Origin of the sequence: Streptomyces sp. NBC_01267, assembly GCF_036241575.1 — a bacterium.
In the GTDB taxonomy this organism is placed as follows: Bacteria; Actinomycetota; Actinomycetes; order Streptomycetales; family Streptomycetaceae; genus Streptomyces.
On the sequence record NZ_CP108455.1, the window covers coordinates 4,215,001 to 4,238,981 of the forward strand.

Genomic DNA, 23,981 nt, shown 5'->3' on the forward strand with positions numbered 1-23,981 from the left:
GTAGAGCACTGGATAGGCGATGGGCCCTACCGGGTTACTGACCTTAGCCAAACTCCGAATGCCGGTAAGTGAGAGCGCGGCAGTGAGACTGTGGGGGATAAGCTCCATGGTCGAGAGGGAAACAGCCCAGAGCATCGACTAAGGCCCCTAAGCGTACGCTAAGTGGAAAAGGATGTGGAGTCGCAGAGACAACCAGGAGGTTGGCTTAGAAGCAGCCACCCTTGAAAGAGTGCGTAATAGCTCACTGGTCAAGTGATTCCGCGCCGACAATGTAGCGGGGCTCAAGCGTACCGCCGAAGTCGTGTCATTCCAGCACATACCCCCAACGGGGGCTGGGATGGGTAGGGGAGCGTCGTGTGCCGGGTGAAGCAGCCGCGGAAGCGAGTTGTGGACGGTTCACGAGTGAGAATGCAGGCATGAGTAGCGATACACACGTGAGAAACGTGTGCGCCGATTGACTAAGGGTTCCTGGGTCAAGCTGATCTGCCCAGGGTAAGTCGGGACCTAAGGCGAGGCCGACAGGCGTAGTCGATGGACAACCGGTTGATATTCCGGTACCCGCTTTGAAACGCCCAATACTGAATCAGACGATGCTAAGGCCGTGAAGCCGTCCTGGATCCTTCGGGTGAAGGGGAGTGGTGGAGCCGTCGGACCAGATCTGTACTAGGTAAGCGATGGGGTGACGCAGGAAGGTAGTCCAGCCCGGGCGGTGGTTGTCCCGGGGTAAGGGTGTAGGACGTTACGTAGGCAAATCCGCGTAACACATAGTCTGAGACCTGATGCCGAGCCGATTGTGGTGAAGTGGATGATCCTATGCTGTCGAGAAAAGCCTCTAGCGAGTTTCATGGCGGCCCGTACCCTAAACCGACTCAGGTGGTCAGGTAGAGAATACCGAGGCGTTCGGGTGAACTATGGTTAAGGAACTCGGCAAAATGCCCCCGTAACTTCGGGAGAAGGGGGGCCATTCTTGGTGATCCGATTTACTCGGTGAGCTGGGGGTGGCCGCAGAGACCAGCGAGAAGCGACTGTTTACTAAAAACACAGGTCCGTGCGAAGCCGTAAGGCGATGTATACGGACTGACGCCTGCCCGGTGCTGGAACGTTAAGGGGACCGGTTAGTCACATTTCGGTGTGGCGAAGCTGAGAACTTAAGCGCCAGTAAACGGCGGTGGTAACTATAACCATCCTAAGGTAGCGAAATTCCTTGTCGGGTAAGTTCCGACCTGCACGAATGGCGTAACGACTTCTCGACTGTCTCAACCATAGGCCCGGTGAAATTGCACTACGAGTAAAGATGCTCGTTTCGCGCAGAAGGACGGAAAGACCCCGGGACCTTTACTATAGTTTGATATTGGTGTTCGGTTCGGCTTGTGTAGGATAGGTGGGAGACTTTGAAGCGGTCACGCCAGTGATTGTGGAGTCGTCGTTGAAATACCACTCTGGTCGTGCTGGATGTCTAACCTCGGTCCGTGATCCGGATCAGGGACAGTGTCTGATGGGTAGTTTAACTGGGGCGGTTGCCTCCTAAAGAGTAACGGAGGCGCCCAAAGGTTCCCTCAGCCTGGTTGGCAATCAGGTGTTGAGTGTAAGTGCACAAGGGAGCTTGACTGTGAGACCGACGGGTCGAGCAGGGACGAAAGTCGGGACTAGTGATCCGGCAGTGGCTTGTGGAAGCGCTGTCGCTCAACGGATAAAAGGTACCCCGGGGATAACAGGCTGATCTTCCCCAAGAGTCCATATCGACGGGATGGTTTGGCACCTCGATGTCGGCTCGTCGCATCCTGGGGCTGGAGTCGGTCCCAAGGGTTGGGCTGTTCGCCCATTAAAGCGGTACGCGAGCTGGGTTTAGAACGTCGTGAGACAGTTCGGTCCCTATCCTCTGTGCGCGTAGGAATATTGAGAAGGGCTGTCCCTAGTACGAGAGGACCGGGACGGACGAACCTCTGGTGTGCCAGTTGTCCTGCCAAGGGCATGGCTGGTTGGCTACGTTCGGAAAGGATAACCGCTGAAAGCATCTAAGCGGGAAGCCTGCTTCGAGATGAGTATTCCCACCCCCTTTGAGGGGTTAAGGCTCCCAGTAGACGACTGGGTTGATAGGCCAGATGTGGAAGCCCGGTAACGGGTGGAGCTGACTGGTACTAATAGGCCGAGGGCTTGTCCTCAGTTGCTCGCGTCCACTGTGTTAGTTCTGAAATAATGAACGGCCGTGTTTGCTGTCTTTAATTAGACGCAGTCGGTGTTGGTTAATTTCATAGTGTTTCGGTGGTCATAGCGTTAGGGAAACGCCCGGTTACATTCCGAACCCGGAAGCTAAGCCTTTCAGCGCCGATGGTACTGCAGGGGGGACCCTGTGGGAGAGTAGGACGCCGCCGAACAATTTTTAGCCTCAACCCCCGGACTTTGTCCGGGGGTTGAGGCATTTTTGCGTTCAGACGAAAAACTGTGTGCGGTGGTCGTGAAGCCTCTGGCACGATCCCACGATGGATTACTTGATACGTCCGGTACGGGCCGAGGAGTGGCTGAAGGTCAAAGAGCTGCGGCTGATGGCTCTGGAGGACCCCGCGGCGCCGGTCGCGTACCTCGAAACCCGTGCACAGGCCGCCGCCAGGCCCGATTCCTTCTGGCAGGACCGTGCGAAGGGCGCTTCGCACGGTGGTGACGCCCGGCAGTTCGTCGCGGAGAACAAGAACGGTGAGTGGACCGGCACGGTGGTCGTGCTGGTCGAGCCCGCCGGCACCGAGAGTGTCCTCGGCGCGGCGAGCTCCGTGACCCAGGCGCATCTGGTCGGCGTCTACGTGCGCCCCGAGTTCCGTGGAACCGGTCTCACGGAACAGCTCTTCCGCAGCGCGATCGAGTGGGCCTGGTCACTGGATGCCCCGAAGCTGGAGCGGGTACGGCTGTTCGTGCACGCGGCGAACGGGCGGGCTTCCGGCTTCTACCGGAAGTTCGGCTTCGCACCGTCCGGGGTGACCGTTCCCGCCCCCGGCTCCTCGGGCGGGCGGGAAGTGGAGATGGTGCTCGGGCGGCCGTAACCGCAGTGGGGCCGCCCCGTCGGGCGGTCAGGGTCGGCGGGCCGCCCAGGTGATCCGGGTGGTCCGGACAGTGAGGTCTTCGCACCGCTGGATGCTGTGGGGGCCTCCGTCGGCGAGAACCGTGTCGAGTGTGGCCAGGTCCTCGGCGGACAGCTGCCCGTCGAGGCGGGAGCGCATCCTCCCCAGGCACACCTGGGCGTAGCGGGCGGCAGCGGCAGGCAGCGGAGCGGGCAGGTCGATCGTGAAGAGGCGCTTGGTGTCCAGCACGAAGCCCGCGCGGGCCAGGTGATCGGTCCAGTCGACGGCCGGGCCCTGGTTCAGCGTGGCGTGTACACGGGCTTCCAGCCCGGGGCGGCCCATGCCCAGGTCGTCGGGCAGGAAGCGGGGGAAGAAGTCCATCTCGGTCACGGCCAGGAGACCGCCCGGCCGCAGGGCGTCGAACGCTCCGGCCAGCACGCGGTCGGGGTCGGCCATGTGATGCAGCGACGAGGCCGCCCAGACCAGGTCGTAGGTGCCGGACTCCGGCCAGTCCTCGTTCAGATCGGCCTGGAGGCCCCGGACCCGGTCGGCGAGGCCGAGGGCGGATGCCTTCTTGGACAACCGGTGGAGCATGTGCGGGGAGAGATCCACGCCCGTCACGTCGGCCTGCGTGAAGCGCCGTGCCAGCGCGATGACGCCGGTCCCGGTCCCACTGCCCAGATCGAGGATGCGGCCGGGTTCCCGGTCGCTCAATTCGTCCAGCCAGGCAGTCAGCTCCGACAGGTAGGCAGCCAGAACCTCGGCGTCCAATTCCAGAACCTCGGCCATGACGGCAGCGTCGGCGTCGGCCCCGCCATGGCCGTGGTGCGTGTGGGCGGCGTGCGTATCGGTGGTGTTCATACGCCGACGATAGCGCTACCTTGCGTGTAACGCGTACAGTCTTGCGTATGACGCAAGAAAGCGATTTGGACAGTACGGTCCGCATGCGCATCAGGAGTCTGCGGCAGGCACGCGGCTGGTCTCTCGACAGCCTCGCCGAGCGCGCCTTCCTGAGCCCTTCCACCCTGAGCCGGATCGAGACCGGGCACCGGCGCATCAGCCTGGACCAGCTGACCTCGCTGGCGCGTGCGCTGGGCGTCTCGCTCGATCAGCTGGTGGAGACCGTCACCGATGACGACGTCGTGATCAGGCCTCAGCGCGACGATCATCGCGGAGTGACCACCTGGCTGCTGAACCGTGGTTCGGGTCCGGGTGGGATCACTGTCGCCAGGATGCGCATCACGGAAGAGGTGAAGGGCAAGGGGGCCGATCAACTCGGAGTGCACCCGGGGACGGACTGGTTCACGGTCCTCTCGGGGACCGTCACGCTGATCCTCGGCGAGCGCGCCATCCGGGTCGAGACCGGCCAGGCGGCCGAGTTCTCGACGATGGTTCCGCACGCGATCAAGGCACACGGCGGGCCGGCGGAAATCCTGTGCATCCTCGATCACGACGGACGGCGCACCCACCTCCACCCCCCGGCGTGAACGGGGCCGGGACCTCGGGTTGCCAGGTACAAACTGTCCCTGGCAGAACGGTCGCAGCGGGGGAATGCTGGGTGTCATGAACGAGCGAACGGCACTGGTCACCGGTGCCAACAAAGGCATCGGCAGACACATCGCCGCCCAACTCGCCGCAGAGGGCTTCACGGTGTACGTGGGCTCCCGCGACGCCGGGCGCGGGCAGCGGGCTGCCGAGGAGATCGGCGGCGGCGCCCGCCTGCTGGTCCTCGACGTGACGGACCCCGACAGCGTCGCCGAGGCCGCGGCCCAGGTGGACCATCTGGACGTTCTGGTCAACAACGCGGGCATCTCGCCCTCGCTCGCCCCGCCGGCCGAGTCCGGCGCCGAGGAGTTCCGGCGCACGTACGAGACGAACGTGTTCGCGGTCCTGGAGGTCACCAACGCCTTCCTGCCCGCCCTGCGCCGGTCCGCGCACCCGCGGATCGTCAACATCTCCAGTGGCACCGCGTCGCTCACCTGGAGCACGAGCCCCAACCCTCAGTTCACCCCGGGACACGGCGGCGGTGCGGCCTACCGGTCGTCCAAGGCCGCCCTGAACGCCCTGACCGTCTTCTACGGACAGACGCTGGCCGAGGAGGGCTTCAAGGTCAACGCGCTCGCTCCTGGCCTGCGTGCCACCGAGCTCAACCCCCGGGCCGCTGCCACCGGTGGGGATCCGGCCGAGGCTGCCCGGGGTGCTGTCCGGCTGGCGCTCCTGCCGGACGCGGGCCCCACCGGCGGGTTCTTCTCCTGGGACGGGACCCCCGTGCCGTGGTGAGCGTGCAGAGGTCGTGAGCGCTCAGCTGCTGCCCCCGATTGCCGGTCGGGCTTACGCCCGGTCCAGGTGCGGCCAGCGGCTGTGGGCCTGTTCGCGTGAGCGGAGCAGGGCCAGTGCGTGCAGCCCCTGTTCCCTGCCGGTCGCCAGGAGCTCCGGGAGCTGGGGGAGCGGGGCCACGGCCGCGATGTCGTCGAGGACGAGCGCCATTGGTGGGTCGAGCCGACCGTCAGTTGACCTTGCAGCCAAGCGGCGGCCGTGCCCGACCACGTGTGAGGCGAGTGCGGTGAGCAACGGCATCGCGCCGGGGCGCGTACGCGGGTCCTCGATTGCTTCACCCACCAGATAGAGAGTGCCCCCCTCGTGGATGAATGATTCCAGCGTGACCGTGTCGGTTCTGTTGGGTGTGCATGTCTCACGGATGTGGACCGTGGAGAGTGCGCTGAGCGCGCGTACCGTCAACTGCTGTGCGACGTCCCGGCGTTCCGGGTGGGCGGTGAGTGCCGATTCCAGCAGTCCGGCCGCGCCGCTCGACGCCTTGGCGTGGGTGCGGAGGATCCGTACGGGTTCATGGGCCGAGCCCGCGCCCTGGGCCCAGCGGTGCACCTGCTTGAAAGGGCGGCCGTCTATGGCGGCGGCGTGCAGCCAGCTCTGCAGGAGCGTCTCCGCGGTGTCCGCCATGGTGGCGTCGATCCGGGCCTGCGGGCGTACCGGCGCGAGCAGTGCGACTGCTCGGGCCGCGGCCGTCTCCATGTCTTCGCAGCCGCTGGTGGGGGACCAGTGGAGCCGGGCCGGGGTGTCGCAGACATGACCGGGGTCGTAGACGAGTACGGGGCCGAGTTTGGCCCGTGCGTCCTTGGTCTCCGCCCAGACCGAGGGCGACGAGGTGACGACGAGTGCGGGCCCGGCGGCATCACGTACGGCCTGGACGGCGGCGTTCCTGCGGGACTCGGCGGGACCGAAGTGGATGCCCCGGTCGGACAGTTCGGGGGGCGGATCCGCGACGGTGGGCGTGCGCGCGGGTACGGGGGCGACGGCTCCGAGCGCCGTGGCTTCTACCGCTTCGGCTTCGACCGCGCCGAATTCCACGGGTGCGGGAGCGGGTGCGGGAGCAGGGGCTGGGGAGGTGCCTGCTGCGGCTGTTCCGTCCGGGCCGGCTGGGGTCTCGTGCCGTACGGGGAACTGCCCGGTGACGGGCTGCCAGGCGGGGAACTGTTCCGTGGAGCCGGAGCCGGAGCCGGAGCCGGAGCCGGAGCCGGGGCCGAGGTCGGCCGGTTCTGCCGCGGCGGTTCGTTGCGCGGTGCGGAGTGCTCGCCAGCGGGTCACGGTGCCCACCACGAAGACCGTCAGGGCCAGCAGGATCAGCAGCTCGCCGACCAGCAGGCCCCAGAAGAGTCCGTACCCCGGGAGCTGGGACGGCGGGGTGTCCGGCCAGGCCGCCGCCAGGTCGTGCGGGGAGCTCGCCAGTTGGCGGATCGCGGCCGGGGTGTGCGCGACGGACACGGAGTCCGGCCAGGCACCGTGGGTGAGTACCCCCGACAGACCCGCCGCGAGCCAGACCAGGAGGGTCAGGCCCAGCAGAAGGACGATCAGCCCGATCAGCAGCCCGTCCGGAATGCCGCGCGGCTGGGGCGGCGGTGGCGGCCGGCGCCGGTCGGGCTGGTGGGGCTGGTGGGGCTGGGTGGAGTACATATCAGGCCACCGTCGACTCGGAGGACTCGTTCAGCTGCTTCTCGATCCTGGCCGCCCGTTCCTCCGCCTCCGTTTCCAGCTGTATGGCCAGCGCGTCGTCGGCATCCGGTGTGGACGACTCCGTCATGGCGCGGTCGGTGAAGACCAGCGGGCGTTCCGCCTCGGTGATCAGGTGTTTGACGACCTGTACGTTGCCGTTGACGTCCCAGACGGCGATGCCGGGCGTCAACGTGGGGATGATCTCGACCGCCCAGCGGGGCAGGCCCAGCACCCGGCCGGTCGCTCTCGCCTCGTCGGCCTTCTGCGCGTAGATGGTCCGGGTCGACGCCATTTTCAGGATCGCCGCGGCCTCCCGGGCCGCCGCGCCGTCCACCACGTCCGACAGGTGGTGCACCACCGCCACGAACGACAGCCCGAGGCGTCGGCCGAACTTCAGCAGACGCTGGAAGAGCTGCGCCACGAAGGGGCTGTTGATGATGTGCCACGCCTCCTCCACCAGGAAGATGCGCTTCTTGCGGTCGGGGCGGATCCAGGTGTGTTCCAGCCAGACGCCGACGATGGCCATCAGGATCGGCATCGCGATGGAGTTCCGGTCGATGTGCGACAGGTCGAAGACGATCAGTGGTGCGTCCAGGTCGATGCCGACGGAGGTCGGGCCGTCGAACATGCCGCGCAGGTCGCCGTCGACCAGTCGGTCCAGGACCAGGGCCACGTCCAGGCCCCAGGCCCGTACGTCGTCTATGCCGACGTTCATCGCCTCCGCCGACTCCGGTTCCGGATGGCGGAGCTGTTCGACGATGTCGGTGAGGACCGGCTGGCGTTCCACGATCGTCTCGTTGACGTAGGCGTGCGCCACCTTGAGCGCGAAGCCGGAGCGTTCGTCCAGGCCGTGGCCCATCGCGACTTCGATGATCGTACGGAGCAGGGCGAGCTGGCCGGTCGTCGCGATCGCCGGGTCCAGCGGATTGAGGCGGATGCCGTGGTCGAGCGCGGCCATCGCGTCGAGGCGGATGGGCGTGATGCCCAACTGCTGGGCGATGAGGGCCCATTCGCCGGCGCCGTCCTCACCCTGGGCGTCCAGGACGACCACCTGCCGGTCCTTGAAGCGGAGCTGGCGCAGGACGTACGTCTTCTCCAGCGAGGACTTGCCGTTGCCGGACTCGCCGAGGACCAGCCAGTGCGGGGCGGGCAGCTGCTGCCCGTACAGCTGGAAGGGGTCGTAGATGTACCCCTTGCCCGAGTACACCTCGCGGCCGATGATCACGCCCGAGTCGCCGAGGCCGGGGGCGGCGGTCGGCAGGTAGACGGCCTGGGCCTGGCCCGTCGACGTACGGACGGGGAGCCGGGTCGTCTCCACCTTGCCGAAGAGGAACGCGGCGAAGGCGTCGGTGACGGCTGACATCGGATCTCGCATGACAGAGCCCCTATCGGCGGATGCCGGTCGCGAACGGCAGTGTATTCACAAAGGCCCTGTGGTGCTCGCGGTCGCACCATTCGAGCTTCAGATACGACTTGCCGGCCGATGCGCGGATGGTCCGCTTGTCGCGGGCCAGTGCTTCGGGTGAGCGGGAGGACACCGTGATGTACCCGACCAGATTGACGCCCGCCGCACCACTGGCGAGGTCTTCGCCACGCTGGTCGAGGCGGCCGTGGGACGCGATGTCGCGCGGGTCGACGGTCCGGTTCATCTTGGCGGCGCGGGAGGCCTCGGCCTCGTCGTTGGTCTTCTCCGTCAGCATGCGCTCGATGGCGACCTCGGTCGGTTCGAGGTCCATGCAGACCGCGACCGTGCGGATCACGTCCGGGGTGTGGACGAGCAGCGGGGCCAGGAAGTTGACGCCGACGGGGGTCATCGGCCACTCCTTCACCCAGGCCGTGGCGTGGCACCAGGGGGCGCGGGTGGAGGATTCGCGGGTCTTCGCCTGGAGGTAGGTGGGCTCCATGGCGTCGAGCTCGGCGGGCCAGGCGTTGCGCTTGGTCATCGCCTGGATGTGGTCGATGGGGTGGTCGGGGTCGTACATCGAGTGCACCAGCGAGGAGAGGCGGCCCTGGCCGAGCGGCTGGCGCACCCGGATGTCGGCCTCGGCGAGCCGGGCGCAGATGTCGGTGAGTTCGCGGGCCATGACGACCGCGAGTCCGGCGTCCCTGTCCAGCCTGCGGCCTGCTGTGGGGCGGGCGGCGCGGGCCATCGCGTGTGCCTCGGAGGCCAGTTCGCGGGTGAAGTGCATACAGGCCACGAGATAGGCACGGTGCTGCTCGCTCGATGTGGAGACCATCGAGGCGAGCTGGTCGTACGAGTCCTGGAGCCAGCCGGGGGCGCGGGGGTCGCCGCGCTGGGCGACGTCCTTGGCGTGGGCGTCCGGGTCCGCGGGGAGCGTGCGGGCCAGGATCTGGAGGCGGGTCACGAAGCCGTCGCCGTTGGCGACATGCTTCAGCAGCGTGCCGAAGCGGTCGACCAGGGCTTCCTGGTCCTCGGAGTCGCGCAGCCCGACGCCGGGGCCCTCGATCTCGATGGCGGCGGTGACGGTACGCCGGTCGGCGTGCAGCAGTACGGCGATCTCGTCGGGGCCGAAGGGTGCGGCCAGCCAGTTGATCCGGCCGATGCCGGGGGGCGGTCCGACCTCGACCTCGCGGCCGTCGAGCCCGGTGCCCGCCTCCATGGCGGGGGCGCGGTAGGCGGTGCCGCGGCGCAGGGAGCGCTTGTAACTGCGGTTGATCTCGAACCACTTGTAGAACGTGCGGTGCTTGTACGGGACGTACACCGCGGCGAGGGCCAGCATCGGGAACCCGGTCAGGGTCACGATGCGCAGCGGCAGGACGGGGACGAGCAGTCCGCACATCATGCCGAGGAAGGCGCCCGCGATGATCAGTGCGATCTCGCCCGTCTCGCGGTTCTTGCCGACGATGGCTGAGGGCCGGGCGCGGCCGATCAGATACGTGCGGCGGGGCGCGACCGGCTGGGCCTGGGTCGTCAACGCCCTCCACCTCCTGTGCCGTTGTTACGTGTGCTGTGGGTTCCGGTGCTGCTGGGCTTGGTACGCGGCGGGGACGCGGCGTTGGGGACCTTTCCGCTGCCGCCGCCCTGGCCGCCGCCCGAACCGCCGCGGTTGCTGTGGGCCGCGACGCCGCCGGACACCGGGTTGGCGGGGCGCCCGCCCTGGCCGCCTCCACCGCCCCCGCCTTCGTTGCCGTTTCCGCCGCGGCTGCTGTGGGTCTTGATGCCCTGGGACACGAGCGCGGCGGGCGAGCTGATCATGGCGGCGGCCTGGGAGCCGTCGGTGGCGGACTTGCGGTTCGTACGGGAGGCGGCGACCTCGTCACCGAAGCCGGGCACGAAGCGGTAGATCATGCCGCTGGCGAAGATGGCGAGCAGGATGATCGCCAGCCCGGACACGACGGCGGAGAAGGAGTTGGGGCCCTTGTCGGAGGAGAGCGCGCCGGCGAGCCCGAGCACGATCACGATGACCGGTTTGACCATGATCACCGCGATCATGATGCCGGCCCAGCGGCGGACGTGGCCCCACATGTTCTTGTCGACCAGGCCTGCGTAGACGACGGTGCCGAGGAGGGCGCCCGCGTAGAGGAGAGCGGCCCGGATGACGAGCTCCAGCCAGAGCACGCCGGCGGCGAGGATCGAGACCAGGGAGGTCACGATCAGCATGATCGGACCGCCGCCGATGTCCGAGCCCTTCTTGAGCGCCTCGGCGAAGGAGCCGAAGAAGACGTCGTTCTGGCCGCCGGTGGAGGAGGCGATGACATCGGTGACGCTGTCGGTCGCCGATACGAGGGTGTAGAGGATCAGCGGGGTGAAGGCGGAGGCGATGACGGTCAGCCAGAGGAACCCGACGGCCTCGGAGAGCGCGGTGGTGAGCGGCACGCCGCGGACGGCGCGCTTGGCCACGGCGAGCAGCCAGAGGACGAGCGTGAGGATGGTGGAGGCGGCGAAGACGACGGCGTACTGACGGAGGAAGGAGCTGTTGGTGAAGTCGACGTTGGCGGTGCTCTTGACGGCCTCGGACAGCTTGCCGACGATCCAGGCCGCGGCGTCGGCGCAGCCCTTTGCGAGGGAGGAGAGGGGGTCGAGGGTGTCGGCTGCGGGGGTGTTGCTGGAGTGGGAGCTGCCTGCGTCGCCCTCGCAGAAGTCGCGGGCGCGGCCGACGATGAGATCGCAGTCGCCCTTGGCCGACGGAGACGGTGACGGTGATGCCGCGGATCCCGTCGGGGTCGGTGACGGTGCGGCGAAGGCGCGGGCCGAGAGCAGCACCGCCGTTGTCTGCACGGCGGTGAGGACTGCCGCGACGGTGAGTGCGCGGCGCGGTTTAGCGGGCATAGGTGAACCCTCCGTACTGCTCGACCGCCTTGGCGATCTCGTCGGCGGTGGATGCCTTGCTGTCGGTGTTCACCGGGGCCGGGCCGTCCTTCTGGGCGAAGCTCTCGACCTTCCAGTCGTTGTTCACCCACTGGAGCTTGAGCGTCATGGTGAACCAGTCGTTGGTCACCGGGCTGGTCGAGCCGACTCCCGCTGTGCCGAACACTCCCGTGCACCAGACCTCGACGGTCGCGGTGTCGCCGGACTGCTCCGTTACTTTGGTTCCGACCGGTGCGGTACGTGAGACGTAGGTCAGACCCTTGCCCGCTTCGCCGTTCGCATCGAGTCCGACCTTGTCGAGGAACTGCTTGTCGTAGGCCTTGTCGAGCTTGCTCTTGTACGCGTCGACATGGTCGGGGGCGAACACTTCGGTCACGATGCCCGCGCGGCGGCTGGGCTTCAGGATGTCTGCGGAGACCAGCGCCACCGCGTAGTTCGCCGCAGCGCTCTGTGCCCCCTGCTCGCTGTGCGCGAAGCCGGAGGCGATCCCCTCGTTGTTCCCCGTCACGGGCTTCACGCCCGAAGCCGCCGTGGAGTCCGATCCCGGTCTCTTCGAGCCGCTGCTGTCCGTCGACGTGCCGTCGCCGTTGCCCCGGTTGGCGAAGGCGATGGCCGCGATCAGCAGCACCACCACGCCCACGACCGTCACGAGGGAGCGCGAGGCCCGTACGGGCCGTCGGCCGTTCCCGTAGACGTCGCCGCCGCCGTCGGGCAGTCGCGTACGGGTCTGGCCCGTGCCGCCGATGCCTTCGGTGCGGCCCGCGTCGCTGCCGTAGTCGTGCTCGTCGCCGAGACTCATGCCGCGGACGCCCCCTCAACCGTTTGCCGTGTCGTGCAGTACGACGGTAACTGTGCTGGTTCCCGCGCGGGCGGGGTGTGGTGACTCGACATCAGGGATGCGCAACCTCTGAGTGGGCCGGGCATGCCCGGGGACAGCGGGACGGTTGAGGCGCGGTCAGACAGCCATCCCGTACACGATGGTGAAGACCGTTCCCAGTGAGCCGATGATGAATACGCCTGTGAGGCCGGCGACGATCAGACCCTTGCCCTGTTCCGCACTGAAGGTGTCCCGGAGTGCGGTGGCGCCGATACGTTGCTTGGCCGCACCCCAGATCGCGATGCCGAGGCAGAGGAGGATGGAGACCGCCATCACGACCTCGACCATGATCCGGGCCTCGTGTCCGAGGCTGCCGAACGGCCCCCAGTTGGGGGCGATTCCGCCGATGATGGTGCTGATGTCGCCCTTGTCGGCTGCCAGGTTCATGTAACTCACCGCCCCTATCCGGTAGTTCGTTCCCACGCCCTACTGCGTGGGGTACGCCCTATCTTCGCTGATGAAACTGCCTCCGTGTGTAGCCCGGCGGCTCTCTTTACCCGTATGCCCGCACGTTTGTCCGGTCATGTCGCCCTGACCTGCGACGCGAACCGGTGTGCAGTCGAACATGCATGGTTACTCTGTGTATCACGGAGAGTGACGCCGGGCAATGACGCCGCTGCGTGGGCTCAGCGGCTGTGCCGTTCGCCGGTGAGGTCGCGCCGGCTGCCGTGGTCGAGTACCGGCCGGAATGGCCGGAAGAGGTCGACGCGCGGGCTCGGCACCCGGCCCGTCGATGGCCGGTGACGGGTGGCCGGCCGGGGCCTGTGCGCTCAGGCGGCCGGCCCCTGGCCGTCCAGCTCGGCGAAGTGGTCGAACTCGCCCGCCTGGACGCCCAGTACGAACGCGTCCCACTTCCGGCGTGTGGTCGTGACCACGTTCTCGGGGTCGCTGGTCTCGCGCAGGTGGACGAGGTCGTCCGCGCCGAACGCGACCTCGATCCAGGGGCCCGGCCCCTCTTCGCCCTCGGGCGCGGCGCGGATCCAGTCGAGGTCGGCGGGGATCGCGGAGTCGGACACGGGTCTCCCTCGGGTGTCGGTGCGAGCCGCCCGGGTGGGCGGCGGGGATACGGGTGGCCCCGTGGGGGCCGGTGCTCTCGGTCGGTCCGATCGTACGGGCGGGAGCGGAGGTGATGTGGGGGCGGGATTCCCCCTTGGGTGAACAGGAGTCGGTACCGGCGGCACCGTGGGGGACGGCCGGTTCCAGGCGGCTCCAATGCCCCTTGATCACAGGGGAATCGACTGAAACAGTTGGCCCGGTGGACGCACTCAGACCGCAGGACCCGGCGCGAATAGGCGCGCACGTACTTCTCGCCAGGCTCGGGGCGGGCGGTATGGGGCAGGTCTATCTGGGGCGTTCGCCCGGCGGGCGGCTCGTCGCGATCAAGGTGATCCGGGAAGAGATCACCGATCACCCGGAGGCGCTGAGCCGGTTCCGGCGGGAGGCCGAGACCGTACGGGCGGTGCGCAGCGCGTACACCGCGAACCTCATCGACGCCTCGCTGAGCGCGCCGCCGTACTGGCTGGCCACCGAGTACGTGACGGGGCCGACGCTCAGTCATGCGGTCGGTGAGCGCGGGCCGTTCCCCGCCGCCACCTGCCGGGGCGTCTTCGCGGCGCTCGCCGAGGGACTGGCCAGCGTGCACGCGTACGGGGTGACGCACCGTGACCTCAAGCCGCAGAACATCATCCTGTCCGCGCAGGGCCCGCAGCTGATCGACTTCGGGATCGCGCGCGGTACGGCGGACACGGCGCTCACCGAGACGGGCCTGGCTCCGGGGACGCCCGGGTTCGCCGCGCCCGAGGTGCTGATGACCAATCAGGTCGGCCCGGCGGCGGATGTCTTCGCGCTGGGGGCGACCATGGCGTACGCGGCGACCGGGCGGGCGCCGTTCGGGGGCGGGCAGCCCGCCGGGATCGGCTACCGGGTCGTTCACGAGCCGATCGACGTGGCGGGGGTCGAGCCGGGGCTCGCGGCGCTGATCGAGTGGTGCGTGGCGAAGGACCCGGCGGCCCGGCCGACGCTCGCGGCGCTGATCGAACGGTGCGAGGTGCGGTCCGCGCTGGTGGACGACGCGTTCTACGGGCCGTTGGCGGGGCTGGGGGAGGCGGCGCCGGTGCGGCCCGTCGAGCCGGGGCCCCGGTCCGAGTCCGGTCAGCCGCAGGCCGCCCATCCGCAGACCGTCCACCCGCAGGCCGCCCATCCGCAGACCGTCCACCCGGTCGGGGTGGCCGAAGGCCCGCCGCCGGGTTCGCACGAGTTGCCCACCGCGACCGCGGCGGGGCAGCAGCCGCCGTACGCCCCCGGCCACCCGGCGACCCAGGTGTCGACCGGCGGCCCGGCGGCGAGCACGGCCCCCGGCCGTGCGCCCCGCCGCGGCACGGCGTGGATGGTGGCGGCGGCTCTGGTGGTGGCGGTCGGCGCGGGTGCCTTCGCCGTCGCGCAGCTGATGCCCGGCGGCAAGCCCGGCCACGGGACGTCGGACACGGGTGCGGACAAGGGCACGGACAAGGGCACGGGCAAGCCGTCCGGTCAGGCGTCGGCGGACGGCCGGGCGACGGACGAGGAGTCAGGGAAGCCGCCGGCGTACATCACGGACAACCGCATCTCGCTCGACCGGTGGGCCCTGTCCGAAGGACCCGACGGCACCATCCACGGGATGGGTGCGTGCAGTACCTTCGGCGGGGAGTCGAACCTTCCGGGCGAGTTCCAGAACTCGGTGCGCAACGCCAGTTCCGAGACCCTGCCGTACGTCTCGGACAAGGTGAAGATCGAGTTCCGCATCAAGTACGCCGACCTCAGCAGCAAGAGGCCGGAAGGTGCCCCGTACTACATCTCCGTCGGCGTGAAGCCGCCGCACGAGATCGACTTCCGTACGGGGAAACCGAACCTGCCCTATCCGGACAAGACCGTCGGCTACACGAGCAGACCCGTCGACGCCTACACGCACTGGCGGACGGGCGACTTCGTCACGCTGACGTACCCGGACGACTTCGAGAACCACGACATGAACGGCAACGTCTACGACAGCATCCCGGTCGGGAACGATCCCGGGGACTGGACCGTGGTCTTCTATCACGTCAAATCGACCCCAACGGATTACGCCAGCATCAGTTGTTCGGGCTTCCGGGTGAAGTAGGCGGTGAACCAGTCGTGAATGGGGGAGGGTTGAAGGATGCGTAAAGCGTTGGTGGTCAGCGGGATCGGGTTCGGGACGGGCCTGGGCTTCATCGGCCTGCTCCTCGTCGGTACGTACTCCGCCGCTGCCGGTCTCGGCGGCGCCGCGGGCAGTACGGTCGCGCTGGCCAAGGGGGCCGTGCCGAGCGCGTACCAGGAGATCGTGCAGAAGTGGGGCAATCTCTGTCCCTCCCTCAACCCTGCACTGCTGGCGGCGCAGTTGTACCAGGAGAGCGGCTGGGACCCGCAGGCCAAGAGCCCGGCCAACGCGCTCGGGATGGCGCAGTTCATCCCCGGCACCTGGGCCACGCACGGCATAGACGGGAACGGCGACGGCAAGAAGAACATCTGGGATCCTGCCGACGCGATTCCGTCAGCCGCCTCGTACGACTGCGAACTGGCCGGTTACGTCAAGAACGTGCCGGGCGACCGGAGCGACAACATGCTGGCCGCGTACAACGCGGGTTCCTACGCCGTCATCAAGCACGGAGGCGTCCCGCCGTACCGTGAGACGCAGAACTACGTGAAGGTCATCCGGACCCTGGAGAAGAGTTTCGCCAGGCCCGTCAACGGTGTCGCCGCCTCGCAGCAGGCCGCCGCGGCCATCTACTACGCGCAGCAGAAGCTCGGCACGCCGTATCTCTGGGGCGGCACCGGTACGGCCGGTCAGGGCGGGCGGTTCGACTGCTCGGGGCTGACGCAGGCCGCGTACAAGAGTGTCGGGATCACGCTGCCGCGGGTGGCGAACGACCAGTACAACGCGGGGGCGCACCCGTCGCGCGACGAACTGCTCCCCGGGGACCTGGTCTTCTTCTCGAACGACCTCTCCAACTCGCGGGCCATTCACCACGTGGGGCTCTACGTGGGCGGCGGATACATGATCGACGCGCCGTACACCGGGTCGGTGATCCGGTTCGACAAGATCGATGCGCCGGACTACTTCGGCGCCACCCGCGTCACCAAGGATGGCGCGAATGCACTCCCGACACACCTGCCGGAAGCCTGAGAGGCCGCCGGAGACGCTCTGTTGCATGGCCTGAACTCACCGTGAGGCCCCCTTCCCTGAGCTGCGACGATGAGTCACTCTTCGATAACGTCCTGGTGATCTTTCGGTAGAGAGCGGAACGCCGTGGGTGTGCCGGGCGTTCCCTGAACTGGGACACCGGCAAGAGTGCGCACTGACCGCGGGGGTTGGTACAGCGGCATACACGGATGTACGCCGCGCAGTGGAGCAAAGGCAAGGGGCAGCAGATGGCTGGACTCGCAAGCGATGGGTCGACCCCTGATGTCGGTCTGCTCTACGACATCAACGGCCTCGCGAAGTCGGCGCCCGGCTGGCTGGACCGGGCGGTGGAGTTCATCGGCGAGTACGGGATCCTGCTCGCCCTGGTGCTGCTGGTCCTCGGCTGCTGGTGGAACGCGCGCAGGCAGCCCTGCGCCGAGTCGGCCGCGACGGCGGTCGCCGGGACCGTCTGGGCGCCGCTGGCCGCCGGGATCGCGGTCCTGGTGAACATCCCGATCCGTGGATTCGTCCAGCGGCCGAGACCGTTCGTCGAGCACCAGGGCCTCGACGTCCTGGTGAAGGGCAAGACGGACTACTCCTTCGTCAGCGACCACGCGACGCTGGCGATGGCGATCGCGGCCGGACTCTTCGTGGCGCACCGGAAGTTCGGGCTGGCGGCGATCGGTCTGGCGCTGGCCGAGGGGTTCTGCCGGGTCTTCATGGGAGTGCACTATCCGACCGACGTGGTCGGCGGGTTCGCACTGGGGACCGCGGTGACCCTGCTGCTCTCGGTGCCCGCGATGGCGTTGCTGACGCCGCTGGTGCGGGCCGTGGCCGGCTCGGGGCGGGGCGCGGTGCTGGTGCGGTCCCGGCGGGTGCGGTCGCTGGCCGCCGCCGCGGTGGAGATCCCCGAGTCACGGTCGGAGTCGGGGCGCAACGACCTGGCCGCCTGACGGCCGGGTGGCGGTCTCCGCCGCCGCGCGGGAGAGTTCCGCGTTGAACTGGGCACCCGCCAGCAGCGCCAGGTTGGAGACCCAGAGCCAGACCAGGAACACCACCACCCCGGCCAGCGATCCGTACAGCCTGCTGTAGGTGCCGAAGCCCGTCGCGTAGGCGGTGAAGCCCGCCGATGCGGTCAGCCAGAGCAGCGCCGCGAGCACGCCACCGGGCAGGCCCCGGTGGATGGTTCGGGCCGCGGGGGGTCCCGAGCGGAAGAGGATCAGGACCAGCAGCGCCACACAGCACAGCAGCGCGGGCCACTTGAGCAGGTCCCAGGCGTCCGTTCCGGCGTTGCCCAGGCCGAGCGCGTGGCCCAGCGACTGGGCCAGTGAACCGCTGAGTACCAGGACCAGCGCGCTCACCACGAGCAGCGCCAGCAGGATCACGGCCGTCAGCAGGATGCGGTGCGCCTTGCGCCAGGCGGGGCGTTCGTCCTTGACCGCGTACATGGAGTGCAGGGCGCGGCGGAAGACCGCCAGATAGCTGGAGGCGGACCACAGGGCGCTGAACGTGCCGCCGATCAGCACGGTCAGAGCGGCGGAGCGCTGGCCCGCCATACCGCTGAGGGCCTGGTGGAGCGCGGTGCCGGATTCGGCGGGGGCCCAGGAGCTGACGTCGGCGATGAGTTCGTCGGTGGTCGCGGGGGCGACCAGGTCGATGACGGAGATGGTGACGAGGAGCGCGGGGACGAGCGCGAGGATCGCGTAGTAGGTGAGGGCGGCGGCCCAGTCGGACACGTCCTCGTTCCACAGGGAGAGGGGAGTCCGGCGCAGGGCCGTCCGTCCGTGGGCCCAGGCGCCGGAGGAGCGGCCGGGGGCGGGCGCCGGGCCGCCGGGGCGGGGGAGCCGCGGCGGGGCCGGGCTGTCTCCGTCGTCCGGTGCCGTCCGCTGGTCCATGCTGTGCTGCTCCGCTCCGCCGATGTCCGATGTCCGTGGGGCCCATCGTGTCGTGCGCGGGAGGTGCCGTGTGCGTGCGGGCTCCGGTGGCTTCGCCGGTCACCGGGTTCACGTGATCACCGTTGGCCTGATCGCCGTCCGCCTGACCGGTTCGTGTCGCCGGGGTCCGCCCGCCCGCCCCTGCTCAGCCGCTCACAGTGCCTGCGGGAAGTCGAAGAGCCTGTCCGGGTCGTGCTGCTTCTTCAACTGCCCCAGCCGCGGCGCCGCATCCCCGTAGTACGCCTTCCGCCAGTCCGTCAGTTTCGGGTCGATGTAGTTCTGGTACGCGCCGCCCGAGACGTACGGCCGCATCGCCGTGTGGATGTCCGTCAGCCAGGCCTGCTGCGCGGTGCCCGCCGTGCCGGGGGGCCAGGAGGCGATGTACTGGGCCAGCACCCGTGAGCGCCGGTGGACGAACGCCGTCGCCGTCGGGGAGACCCGGTTGATCGCGCCGCCCAGCGCGGTGAGCGCGACCGCGCCGGAACCCGTCGTGGCGCTCAGCCGGGAGAAGGCCTGGGTGCGGGAGAGCAGGGCGTCGATCCCGGCCGCCGGGACCGTACGGTCGTAGAAGTCCGAGGCCGCCGCGTACGTTTCGCGCTGGAGCACGCCCCGGACGCCGCGGCCCGGCGTCGCGCCGGGCAGTCGGCACCGGTCCGCGCCGACGCTCGCGCAGCCCGCGTACGCGAGCATCGCCTCCTCGTAACTGTGGCGGCGCAGCGACACCGAGGAGGCGGAGGCGCCGGCCATGTCGGCGAGGCGGTCGACGGCGTTCTGCAGATCTCCGTACGTACCGAGGGAGAACGCGGCGACGGTGACCCCCGGGGTGGCGCCGCCCGATGCCGCCTCCAGATGCGCCGACGACCAGATCTCGTCGGCCTGTTCGGGGCCCCAGCGCTGCCAGGCGTCGATGACGGCGCGCGCGTTCGACCAGGGCCAGGAGAGATAGGCGGAGACCGTCTGCGGGGCGGGGTGGGTACGGAAGGTCAGCTCGGTGACGACGCCGAAGTTGCCGTTGCCCGCGCCGCGCAGCGCCCAGAAGAGGTCCTTGTTCTCCTTGGAGTTGGCCGTGAGGCGGGTGCCGTCGGCGGTGATCAGGGTGGCGGAGGTGAGGCTGTCGCAGGTCAGGCCGTACGCGCGGGAGGCGACGCCGTGGCCGCCGCCCAGCGTGAGACCGGAGATGCCGACGGTGGGGCAGGAACCGCCCGGTATCGCGCGGGAGCTCCGGCCGAGGGTCTCGTAGACGTCGGCGAGCTTGGCACCGGCGCCGATCGTGCCGTCGGCGGAGACGTGCGAGAGCTTCGACACGTCCACGACCAGGCGGCCGTTGCCGGACGACCAGCCGGCGTAGGAGTGCCCGCCGTTGCGGATCGAGACGGGGACGCCGTGCGCCCTGGCGTAGGCGAGGCACTCACGGATGTCGGCCTCGCCCGCGACGTACGCGACGGCGGCGGGTTTCAGGCCGTCGTAACGGGTGTTGTAGAGCTGGCGTGCGGTGGGGTAGTCGGCGTCGCCGGGCCGGACGAGCTTGCCGTCGAGTCCCCGGGCGAGCGCGGTCCAGTCGGCCGCGGCGCTGGTCCTGGGACCGGGTACGGCGGTGGTGGTCGTGGTCCCGGTGGCCGACGTGGTCCCGGTGGCGGGGCCGCCCGTGGTCCCGGGCGGGCTGTTGTCGCCGGTGGCGCCGCTGCTGTCGCAGGCGACGGCGGTGGCCAGGACGGGGACTGCGGTGAGCAGGGTGCGACGATGCATGTGGGGCCTCCCGGTACGAGACGAGCGGCCGGGGCATCGGGGTTCCCTGCCCGGGGATGTTTCGCGCCGTCAGGTTCCGTGCCCCCCCCGGACCGTGTGATCCGTCCCGTGACCGTTCCGCCGAGGGTCAGGTGTCCGCGGCGTGCTCCGCCGCGTCCGTACGCGCGCGGTCCCTCGACCGGCGGGCCGGACCGCGCCAGCCGCACACGCAGCGTGCCGTGCAGAAGGAACCGCGTTCCGAGGTGGTCGTGGTGTGGTCCCGGGCGTCCGGTGGGGGGGCGTGGTCGTGCACCCGTCCACGGTACTGGGGCGTGACGGCGATCCCCAGGCGTCGTTATGCGAAGCGGGCGGTCCACGGACGATTACTGGCCAGGCGTTGGGGGTCGGCAGACGATGGTGCAGCAGAACAGAGGCAGGGCCGGGGCGCTGGCCGGTGCCGCGTTCGCTCTGGTGGGGGTGGTGGGGGCCGCCGGTTGTTCCTCCCGGGCCGGGGCCTCGGCCGATGACCTGCACGGGGGACCCGACGCCGTACGGCAGGCCGCCGAGGTGCTGGCCAGGGCCGGGAGTTCCCGGACCAGCACGTCCATGACGATGGCGACCGGCGGCACCCGGGTGACCGTGCGGGGCACCGGCGGCTTCGACTTCAAGCGGCGGGCCGGACGGCTCCGGGTGGTGCTGCCGGCGGACGCCGCCGGGGCCGAGGAGCACCCGCCGATCACCGAACTGCTGACGCCTGCCGCGGTGTACATGAAGAACCGGGGCGCGAACGTGCCCGCCGACCAGTGGGTCCGGGTCCGCCCCGCCGCGCTCGCCGACGGGAATCTGGTGACCAACGGGGCGACCGATCCGATGGTCGCGGCCGAGCTGCTGTGCGGGGCGCGCGAGGTGACGTACGCCGGTACGGAGGAGCTGGCCGGGACCCGGGTGCGGCACTACAAGGGGACCGCCGATCTGTCGGTGGCCGCCCGGAACGCCTCGCCGCAGGCCAGGCCGGTGCTGGCTGCCGCAGCGAAGGGGTTCGCCCGGCCCGTCGTCCCCTTCGACGCCTACTTCGACGTGAAGGGACGGCTGCGCAAGGTGCGCGAGACGTTCAGCTTCGCGAACCAGGGGCACACGGTCGGAGTGGCATCGACGACCCTGCTGTACGACTTCGGGGCGCCGGTGGCGTTCGCGCTGCCGCCCGCGGGCCGGATCTACGCCGGAACTGTCCAGTAGGAAATGGTCCGTCCGTGCCATGCGCGGGGTGTGGCCGCCTCCCTACGCTAGGAAGCCGACTGCGGCAGAAGGGGTGATCGCCATGCCTGGGGTACTGACCGTCCAGGAACACATCGCCCTCGTCGAGATCGAGCTGTGCGGTGAGTTGATGATCGCGGCCTCCGCCGCGATCGGGGACCGGCTCAGCCCGGACCGTATCGACGAGGTGCTCATGGTGGGGTCCGATACCTCGGTCGCCTGCCGAGGCCATGGGCGACGGGCGGGCACCGGGTGGGGCACGAGCGCCGGGTGGAGCACGGGCAGCTGCTGAGTCACGGCTGAGCGGAATGCCCGTCTCCGGCGTCGATTTTCGGCCACCCGGGGCCGACCGTGACGGTCGGCCCCGGGACCGGCCCTCTCACGTACGCAGCAGCCGCGCGATCGCCTTCGTCGCTTCCTCGACCTTCGCGTCGATCTCCTCGCCGCCCCGGACAGCGGCATCCGCCACGCAGTGGCGCAGGTGCTCCTCCAGCAGCTGGAGGGCGAAGGACTGCAGGGCCTTGGTGGAGGCCGAAACCTGCGTGAGTATGTCGATGCAGTAGACGTCCTCGTCGACGAGCCGCTGGAGGCCCCGGATCTGGCCCTCGATACGGCGCAGCCGCTTGAGGTGTTCGTCCTTCTGCTTGTGGTAGCCGTGCACGACCGGCTCGCTGCCGGGCTCGTGTCCGGCGTGGTCGGGCGCGCCCGTCGCCTCGGTGGTCGTCATCGCGTCCTCCCGTTGTGGAACCGTTGTGAATGGTGATGACCCGTTGCCCCGAAAGGTCCTCGATACCCCTCGTGGGTATATGGTACCGATCCTTCCGAAAATCGGGGCGGGCCCCGTGCTGATCACTGTGCCCCATGGGCGACACTGAAGAATGCCGGTTAGCCGTGGCCGGATGATGCGCCTAGCATCAGCCTGACCGAATCCAGAGCACCCGAGGACCCCACGTGCGCTTTCGTCTGACCCCCAGGGAGACGAGCTTCTACGACATGTTTGCCGCGTCCGCGGACAACATCGTCACGGGCTCCAAGCTCCTCATGGAACTGCTCGGCGCGGACGCCTCCGCCCGGGTCGAGATCGCGGAGCGGATGCGGGCAGCGGAGCACGCGGGGGACGACGCGACTCACGCGATCTTCCACCAGCTCAACTCCTCCTTCATCACGCCGTTCGACCGCGAGGACATCTACAACCTCGCGTCGTGCCTCGACGACATCATGGACTTCATGGAGGAGGCCGTCGACCTCGTCGTGCTGTACCAGGTCGAGGAGCTGCCCAAGGGCGTCGAGCAGCAGATCGAGGTGCTGGCCAGGGCGGCCGTGCTGACCGCTGAGGCCATGCCGAGCCTTCGGACCATGAACAACCTCACCGAGTACTGGATCGAGGTCAACCGCCTGGAGAACCAGGCCGACCAGATCCACCGCAAGCTGCTCGCGCACCTCTTCAACGGCAAGTACGACGCCATGGAGGTGCTGAAGCTCAAGCAGATCGTGGACGTACTGGAAGAGGCGGCCGACGCGTTCGAGCACGTCGCCAACACGGTGGAGACCATCGCGGTCAAGGAGTCCTGACCTCGTGGACACCTTCACTCTGATCGTGACCATCGCTGTCGCGCTCGGGTTCACCTACACGAACGGCTTCCACGACTCCGCCAATGCCATCGCGACCTCGGTCTCCACCCGGGCCCTGACGCCCCGGGCGGCCCTGGCGATGGCCGCTGTGATGAACCTCGCTGGTGCCTTCCTGGGCAGTGGGGTCGCCAAGACCGTCAGCGAAGGGCTGATCGCCACGCCCGAGGGCCAGAAGGGGATGGGAATCCTCTTCGCCGCGCTCGTCGGCGCGATCGTCTGGAACCTCATCACCTGGTACTTCGGCCTGCCGTCCTCCTCCTCGCACGCGCTGTTCGGCGGTCTGGTCGGCGCGGCGCTGGCCGGCGGAACGATGGTGCACTGGGGCGGGGTGGTCGACAAGGTCGTCATCCCGATGTTCCTGTCGCCGGTCGTCGGTCTGGTCGTCGGCTATCTGGTGATGGTCGCGATCCTGTGGCTGTTCCGTAAGGCCAACCCGCACAAGGCGAAGCGCGGATTCCGGATCGCCCAGACGGTCTCCGCGGCGGGCATGGCGCTCGGCCACGGCCTCCAGGACGCGCAGAAGACCATGGGTGTCGTCATGATGGCCCTGGTCATCTCGGGGCACGAGACCTTCGAGGACGCCATCCCCGTCTGGGTCAAGCTGGTCTGTGCGCTGATGCTCTCGCTCGGCACGTACGCGGGCGGCTGGCGCATCATGCGGACCCTCGGCCGGAAGATCATCGAGCTGGACCCGCCGCAGGGCTTCGCCGCGGAGACCACCGGCGCCGCGATCATGTTCGGCTCGTCGTACCTCTTCCAGGCGCCGATCTCGACCACGCACGTCATCACCTCGGCGATCATGGGTGTGGGCGCCACCAAGCGCCCGCGCGCGGTGCGCTGGGGCGTGGCCAAGAACATCGTGCTCGGCTGGTTCATCACCATGCCGGCCGCGGCGGTGGTCGCGGCACTCAGCTACTGGGTCATCCTGCTGATCTTCTGACCGGCAGTACCCGTCCGACCGGCAGTACCCGTACGGCGTACGGCAAAGGGCCCG

Annotated in this window: 22 protein-coding genes and 2 rRNA genes (1 of these 24 running past the window's edge); 12 read left to right on the plus strand and 12 right to left on the minus strand. The window is 68.8% G+C overall.

The genetic code is table 11. The annotated features are described in order from the left end of the window. From OG709_RS19380 to OG709_RS19390, 3 genes are all read left to right on the plus strand, one after another. Positions 1-2,162 (plus strand): 23S ribosomal RNA (locus OG709_RS19380) (it extends 963 nt beyond the left edge of the window). Between the two features lie 96 nt (positions 2,163-2,258). Then, positions 2,259-2,375 (plus strand): 5S ribosomal RNA (rrf, locus tag OG709_RS19385). 105 nt (positions 2,376-2,480) lie between these two features. After that, the gene (locus OG709_RS19390) at positions 2,481-3,032 is read left to right on the plus strand and encodes a GNAT family N-acetyltransferase (protein WP_266641660.1); all 552 of its coding nucleotides are present in this window, start codon (positions 2,481-2,483) and stop codon (positions 3,030-3,032) included. 27 nt (positions 3,033-3,059) lie between these two features. Here the strand turns inward: OG709_RS19390 and OG709_RS19395 are convergent, their stop codons facing one another. Continuing rightward, positions 3,060-3,911 (minus strand): class I SAM-dependent methyltransferase, encoded by an 852-nt coding sequence (locus OG709_RS19395; protein ID WP_329167135.1) that lies wholly within the window; start codon positions 3,909-3,911, stop codon positions 3,060-3,062. Positions 3,912-3,958: 47 nt separating this feature from the next. Here OG709_RS19395 and OG709_RS19400 point away from each other — a divergent pair, with 47 nt between their 5' ends. After that, the gene (locus OG709_RS19400) at positions 3,959-4,537 is read left to right on the plus strand and encodes a helix-turn-helix domain-containing protein (RefSeq protein ID WP_329167138.1); all 579 of its coding nucleotides are present in this window, start codon (positions 3,959-3,961) and stop codon (positions 4,535-4,537) included. 76 nt (positions 4,538-4,613) lie between these two features. Continuing rightward, entirely contained in the window at positions 4,614-5,330 is a 717-nt protein-coding gene (locus OG709_RS19405; protein WP_266641656.1) for an SDR family oxidoreductase, read from the plus strand. 51 nt (positions 5,331-5,381) lie between these two features. Here OG709_RS19405 and OG709_RS19410 read toward each other — a convergent pair whose 3' ends face one another. The 7 genes from OG709_RS19410 to OG709_RS19440 form a co-directional block, all read right to left on the minus strand. Beyond that, positions 5,382-7,019 carry a type IV secretory system conjugative DNA transfer family protein gene (locus OG709_RS19410; protein WP_329167143.1) on the minus strand — a complete coding sequence of 546 codons (1,638 nt, stop codon included), beginning with the start codon at positions 7,017-7,019 and terminating at the stop codon, positions 5,382-5,384. A 1-nt stretch (position 7,020) separates the two neighbouring features. Further along, positions 7,021-8,433 carry an ATP-binding protein gene (locus tag OG709_RS19415; RefSeq protein ID WP_250305584.1) on the minus strand — a complete coding sequence of 471 codons (1,413 nt, stop codon included), beginning with the start codon at positions 8,431-8,433 and terminating at the stop codon, positions 7,021-7,023. 10 nt (positions 8,434-8,443) lie between these two features. After that, entirely contained in the window at positions 8,444-9,994 is a 1,551-nt protein-coding gene (locus tag OG709_RS19420; RefSeq protein WP_250305583.1) for an SCO6880 family protein, read from the minus strand. Then, positions 9,991-11,349, minus strand: coding sequence for a hypothetical protein (locus OG709_RS19425; RefSeq protein ID WP_329167148.1), 1,359 nt, complete (start codon positions 11,347-11,349; stop codon positions 9,991-9,993). The genes OG709_RS19420 and OG709_RS19425 overlap by 4 nt, the downstream gene beginning before the upstream one ends. Then, positions 11,339-12,187 (minus strand): hypothetical protein, encoded by an 849-nt coding sequence (locus tag OG709_RS19430; protein ID WP_329167150.1) that lies wholly within the window; start codon positions 12,185-12,187, stop codon positions 11,339-11,341. Before OG709_RS19430 ends, OG709_RS19425 begins: the two co-directional genes overlap by 11 nt. A 156-nt stretch (positions 12,188-12,343) precedes the next feature. Beyond that, positions 12,344-12,652, minus strand: coding sequence for a hypothetical protein (locus OG709_RS19435; RefSeq protein WP_250305603.1), 309 nt, complete (start codon positions 12,650-12,652; stop codon positions 12,344-12,346). 383 nt (positions 12,653-13,035) lie between these two features. Beyond that, positions 13,036-13,281, minus strand: a complete 246-nt coding sequence (locus OG709_RS19440) for a DUF397 domain-containing protein (protein ID WP_250305580.1) — start codon at positions 13,279-13,281, stop codon at positions 13,036-13,038. A 239-nt stretch (positions 13,282-13,520) separates the two neighbouring features. Here OG709_RS19440 and OG709_RS19445 point away from each other — a divergent pair, with 239 nt between their 5' ends. From OG709_RS19445 to OG709_RS19455, 3 genes are all read left to right on the plus strand, one after another. Further along, positions 13,521-15,401, plus strand: coding sequence for a serine/threonine protein kinase (locus OG709_RS19445; RefSeq protein WP_329167153.1), 1,881 nt, complete (start codon positions 13,521-13,523; stop codon positions 15,399-15,401). A 36-nt stretch (positions 15,402-15,437) separates the two neighbouring features. Then, on the plus strand, positions 15,438-16,445 hold the full coding sequence (locus OG709_RS19450; RefSeq protein ID WP_250305578.1) for a C40 family peptidase: 1,008 nt from the start codon (positions 15,438-15,440) through the stop codon (positions 16,443-16,445). A gap of 245 nt (positions 16,446-16,690) precedes the next feature. Continuing rightward, on the plus strand, positions 16,691-17,395 hold the full coding sequence (locus OG709_RS19455) for a phosphatase PAP2 family protein (RefSeq protein ID WP_329167156.1): 705 nt from the start codon (positions 16,691-16,693) through the stop codon (positions 17,393-17,395). On the opposite strand, the gene OG709_RS19460 is transcribed toward OG709_RS19455, so the two are convergent. The 3 genes from OG709_RS19460 to OG709_RS19470 form a co-directional block, all read right to left on the minus strand. Then, entirely contained in the window at positions 17,357-18,337 is a 981-nt protein-coding gene (locus OG709_RS19460; RefSeq protein ID WP_329167158.1) for a YihY/virulence factor BrkB family protein, read from the minus strand. The genes OG709_RS19455 and OG709_RS19460 overlap by 39 nt on opposite strands. 192 nt (positions 18,338-18,529) lie before the next feature. Continuing rightward, on the minus strand, positions 18,530-20,122 hold the full coding sequence (locus tag OG709_RS19465; protein WP_250305575.1) for an FAD-binding oxidoreductase: 1,593 nt from the start codon (positions 20,120-20,122) through the stop codon (positions 18,530-18,532). 127 nt (positions 20,123-20,249) lie between these two features. Continuing rightward, positions 20,250-20,414 (minus strand): hypothetical protein, encoded by a 165-nt coding sequence (locus OG709_RS19470; RefSeq protein WP_329167160.1) that lies wholly within the window; start codon positions 20,412-20,414, stop codon positions 20,250-20,252. Positions 20,415-20,515: 101 nt separating this feature from the next. Here OG709_RS19470 and OG709_RS19475 point away from each other — a divergent pair, with 101 nt between their 5' ends. Further along, positions 20,516-21,337, plus strand: coding sequence for a hypothetical protein (locus tag OG709_RS19475; RefSeq protein WP_329167162.1), 822 nt, complete (start codon positions 20,516-20,518; stop codon positions 21,335-21,337). A gap of 82 nt (positions 21,338-21,419) precedes the next feature. Continuing rightward, positions 21,420-21,647 (plus strand): hypothetical protein, encoded by a 228-nt coding sequence (locus tag OG709_RS19480; RefSeq protein WP_250305573.1) that lies wholly within the window; start codon positions 21,420-21,422, stop codon positions 21,645-21,647. A gap of 87 nt (positions 21,648-21,734) precedes the next feature. Here OG709_RS19480 and OG709_RS19485 read toward each other — a convergent pair whose 3' ends face one another. After that, entirely contained in the window at positions 21,735-22,082 is a 348-nt protein-coding gene (locus tag OG709_RS19485; RefSeq protein WP_266641645.1) for a metal-sensitive transcriptional regulator, read from the minus strand. A gap of 224 nt (positions 22,083-22,306) precedes the next feature. Between OG709_RS19485 and OG709_RS19490 the strand changes: the two genes are divergently transcribed. Further along, complete coding sequence (locus OG709_RS19490; protein WP_250305571.1) at positions 22,307-22,927, plus strand: DUF47 domain-containing protein; 621 nt, start codon at positions 22,307-22,309, stop codon at positions 22,925-22,927. Positions 22,928-22,931: 4 nt separating this feature from the next. Further along, positions 22,932-23,927 (plus strand): inorganic phosphate transporter, encoded by a 996-nt coding sequence (locus tag OG709_RS19495; protein WP_250305570.1) that lies wholly within the window; start codon positions 22,932-22,934, stop codon positions 23,925-23,927. Positions 23,928-23,981 lie beyond the last annotated feature (54 nt).